Annotated in this window: 4 protein-coding genes and 1 pseudogene; 1 reads left to right on the top strand and 4 read right to left on the bottom strand. The window is 66.3% G+C overall.

Features of this window, described 5'->3' with window-relative positions:
• Positions 1-66: 66 nt before the first annotated feature.
• On the top strand, positions 67-984 hold the full coding sequence (locus RR1_RS12555; protein WP_169847043.1) for an esterase/lipase family protein: 918 nt from the start codon (positions 67-69) through the stop codon (positions 982-984).
• 16 nt (positions 985-1,000) lie between these two features.
• Here RR1_RS12555 and RR1_RS12550 read toward each other — a convergent pair whose 3' ends face one another.
• The 4 genes and pseudogenes from RR1_RS12550 to RR1_RS23120 all read right to left on the bottom strand — a co-directional run.
• Positions 1,001-1,720, bottom strand: coding sequence for a hypothetical protein (locus tag RR1_RS12550; RefSeq protein ID WP_143153823.1), 720 nt, complete (start codon positions 1,718-1,720; stop codon positions 1,001-1,003).
• Between the two features lie 344 nt (positions 1,721-2,064).
• The gene (locus RR1_RS23125; protein ID WP_371836787.1) at positions 2,065-2,832 is read right to left on the bottom strand and encodes an FtsX-like permease family protein; all 768 of its coding nucleotides are present in this window, start codon (positions 2,830-2,832) and stop codon (positions 2,065-2,067) included.
• 15 nt (positions 2,833-2,847) lie between these two features.
• Positions 2,848-3,303: an ATP-binding cassette domain-containing protein gene (locus tag RR1_RS22895; RefSeq protein WP_255312193.1), complete on the bottom strand. Its 456-nt coding sequence runs from the start codon at positions 3,301-3,303 to the stop codon at positions 2,848-2,850.
• A gap of 25 nt (positions 3,304-3,328) precedes the next feature.
• Positions 3,329-3,523: pseudogene (locus tag RR1_RS23120) on the bottom strand (ATP-binding cassette domain-containing protein); the annotation flags it as partial.
• Positions 3,524-3,707 lie beyond the last annotated feature (184 nt).

Here is a 3,707-nt window from a genome sequence, read left to right as displayed (position 1 = left end):
CGCGGACGATCCGGAAAGTCTCGATGTTAGGTGGAGACTTTCCGGATCGTCGACTACGCTCGGCTGGTGACAGATTCAGTGCCGAATCCCGTGCGCCGCAAGTGGAGTGGCCATCTCTCTCGTCGCGGCGCAGGCATCCTCGCCGCGGTGTTCGCCGTGGCTGTTTCGCTCGTGAGCGCCCCCGCTGCCGCCGCGAATCCCCCTGCCGCCGTGAATTCTGCGGCCCAGGGGGAGTGCGTGCCCACGGCCGAACATCCGACGCCCGTCGTCCTCGTCCACGGCACGTGGGCCACGGCGGAGGCGACGTGGCCGGCGATGACGCAGGCGCTCGACGATGCCGGACTGTGCGTGTACTCCTTCGAGTTCGGCGACGCGCGCACCGGCACGACCAACATGCTCGGCCTGCCCGGTGGCGCCGACATCCGTAGGTCGGCCGCCGACTTCGCCGCCTTCGTCGACGACGTGCGCGCACGGACGGGCAGCGAGCAGGTCGACGTCGTCGGGCACTCGCAGGGCGGTCTCGTCGCCCGTGCGTACCTCCGATTCGAGGGTGGCGCCGACCCCGTCCATCCCGAGAACACCGCGGTGCGCCGTCTCGTGACGCTCGGAACCCCGCATCACGGAACCTCGTTCGGCGACGTCCAGGTACTCGGCGCGATCGCCGAATTGCTCGGCGCACCCGTCGTACCCGCCGCCGCGGCCGTCGTCGGGCCGTCGTACATCCAGCAGATGAGCGGCTCGCCGTTCCTGAACGAGCTCAACGCCGGCGGCGACACCGAAGCGGGTGTCGACTACACCGTCGTCGCGAGCCGCGACGACCGAGTCGCCTCACCGCCCGAGCGCGGCTTCCTCGCGCCGAATCCCGACGCCACCGTCCGCAACGTGTGGGTGCAGGACGAATGCCCCGGCGCCTACGTCGACCACGCGATGCTCACGACCGACCCCTGCACCGTCGGCATCGTGACCGACGCACTGCGCCGCTAGATCCGGCAGTGGGGGGTCACGCCGATGGATCGAGAAAGCGTCGCTGCGACGAGACGAGGATCGTTCCGCCTATCGCAATGATCGTGAGCGCGCAGTACACGATCAGAATCATCGTCAGCGGGAAGTCGACATCGATTGCATAGCCGGATCCCCGAATGATCCTGGATTCGGCCAGTCGTACCAGCAGCAGCGGGACCGAACAGAGAAGCCCGGCACCGACGATCGCGGTACCTGTCGAGATCGACAACGTCGACACGGCTTGGAGCCGAGTCTGCCCGAGGGCGTAGAGCGACGAAACACCCCGTCTGGCACCCGCGGCGAAGTTGAGGACGAGCCCTGTGAGCGCGATTGCTGCGATCAACAGCGGAGGGACTGCGATCGCTGCCAGCCCGACTATCTGTGCCGTCAGGCCGCTGCGAAGCTGCGCGGTCGTCCACGCGTCCCAGGTGACCGAATCAGGAGGAGCGCTGGCGGCGTCCCGCGCCAGCAGGATTCCAGGGTACGGCGGTGGGCTGGGAAAACTGCTGTCGTCGACCAGATACTGGTGGGCGACGTACTTGTTCGTCGTCCACACCCCGGCCACGCGAACTGTTACGGGGCCACCTTCCGGTGAGATCCAGTCGAGGGTATCGCCCACTTCGTCTCTCGGGTTCGTGGAAATCACCGACGAGCCCGCGAAGTCGGGAAGGTGCGCATCGCCGTGGAAGAACTCACCGACTCGGCTCGGGTCGGACACTCGGATGACGGGAACCACGCTCGGACTCTCCCCAGGTCCGGTGGACCACCGCTGATCCGACCGCAGGCCGAGCCGTCCCTCACCGAAGAGGCTCCGCCAGGCTTCGGGTGTCGCCTCGTCGTCGGAGTGAACGTACTGTGCCGAAACCGAGGACAGTTTGTCGTATCGGTCGGCGCTGCGGCCGGTTTGGGCGAGGGAGAAGACGACCCCGACGACACACACACCGAGAAGGACAGGTACCGCGATGCGGGTCGCTCGAGCGGACCCATGGCGAGAGAAGCCGGTCGCAGCGACGACGGCCGACGCCCACGGGCGGGGCGGACTCGACTCGACAGTCCGTTCCACTACGAAGGACAGGCCGAACACGACCAACGGCGCGACGGTGGCAGCGCCCACGGTCGCGAGAAGTGCGACCAGGAAAGGGACCCAGTTGATGGCATCCTCCTCGACGGGCGAGCGCAGTGCGAGCAGCGCGCTGCCCGAGACCATCGCGGTGCCGGGGAGGGCGAGACGCCAGGGGCCCTCGTGGCGAAGTCCTCGGTCCTCGATCCTTCCAGTCTCCGTACGACGTCGCGGTAGCCCGAGTAGCACCCGGCCAGCACAGCGACAAGAACAACAACGACGGACGATAGTGTCATCACGGGGGATATGACGGGCCGGAGGAACTGCGACGAGAGGTCCAGCTCGACCAGCCACGAGTGGGTGCTTCGCACCGACGAGCCTCCGACCGCGGCACCCGCGACGGCTCCCACTCCTGCGAAGAACAGCGCTTCGGACAGAAAAACCCCACCGACGCGTCGTCGTGACATGCCGAGCCGGAAGTAGGCGAAGTACGACGGGAACCGCGATTCGACGATGGACCCGATCAAGGCTTTCGTCACCAATGCAACCGAGACGGCAGTGACGATACTGAACAACAGCGAGAACGAGGTGAGGGCGCCTGCCTCTGTGAGAGCCCGCGCGTGTTCGTTGACAGATCCGAAACCGCTGAGATTGGATCGGTCGACCGACGCCGCCAGAAGGCCGAACCCGTTCGAGAGCAGCGTTGCGGAGACGAACCCCGCAGCAAGTACCAGCGAAAAGATGCGGCGGTTGCCAGAGGCCGCGAACATGATCCACCGCACCGCTCAACCAGGCATCATGACCGACCCGAGTTCAGCCCGTGACGGGCTCGACAGTTCCCGCACGATCGCGCCCGAGCTCAGTGCATAGACCCGGTCGGCGGCAGCAGCGACGAGCGGGTCGTGAGTAGCCACGACCACAGTCGTTCCGCTCCTGGCGTGCTGCGCCAGAAGGTCGACGACATTGTCCGAGTTCTCGCGGTCCAGCGCCGCGATCGGTTCGTCGGCTAGAACGATCCGCGCTTCGGAGAGCACGCCCCGCGCGATCGCGAGACGTTGTGCCTCTCCTCCGGAGAGATCGCCGGGAAAGCGGCCGCGAAGTTCCCGGAGGCCGACGGATTCCGGGACCCTCGCGGCGACCCTCTGGTCGATTCGTCGCCGGCGGAGCAGTTGTGAGACCTCGAGATTTTGGTGAGCGGTCAGATTCTCGATCAGGTTGAGGTCTTGATGGATGTAGGGCAGTGTTCGCCCTGAACCTCGCTCGTCGTGCGTCGGACATCCCGGTCAGGGTGTGGCCGCACACTTCGACCGTGCCGCCGTCGGGTTCGATCAAGCCCCCGAGAATCGACAGGATCGTGCTCTTGCCGGACCCGGAGTGTCCGACCAGCGCCACGAACTCGCCTTGTGCCGCGCGCATGTCGATCGTGCGCAGGAGTTGCTTCCTGCCGCGCCGGCCACCCACGCTGTAGTTCACCCCACGGACGACTGCAGAGCCCCGAGTTCGCTCGCGTTCGACCACATCATTCGTAAGATTTCCCCCCGGGTCGATACGACACTCGGAATCCGACGGCGCAGACGACCCGTGTTCGACGCCGCACGAGTATCGATCCGAATGTGCCGTACTGCCTGTGATTCGAGACGCTAAC

Source organism: Rhodococcus rhodnii NBRC 100604, assembly GCF_001894925.1.
Lineage (GTDB): Bacteria > Actinomycetota > Actinomycetes > Mycobacteriales > Mycobacteriaceae > Rhodococcus_F > Rhodococcus_F rhodnii.
Note: the sequence above shows the minus strand (reverse complement) of the source record. Positions and strands in the feature narration are given on the sequence as shown.

Bases quoted from the DNA above. Each gene is read 5' to 3' on its own strand.
- RR1_RS23125 (WP_371836787.1), bottom strand. From the start codon at position 2,832: ATGTTCGCGGCCTCTGGCAACCGCCGCATCTTTTCGCTGGTACTTGCT.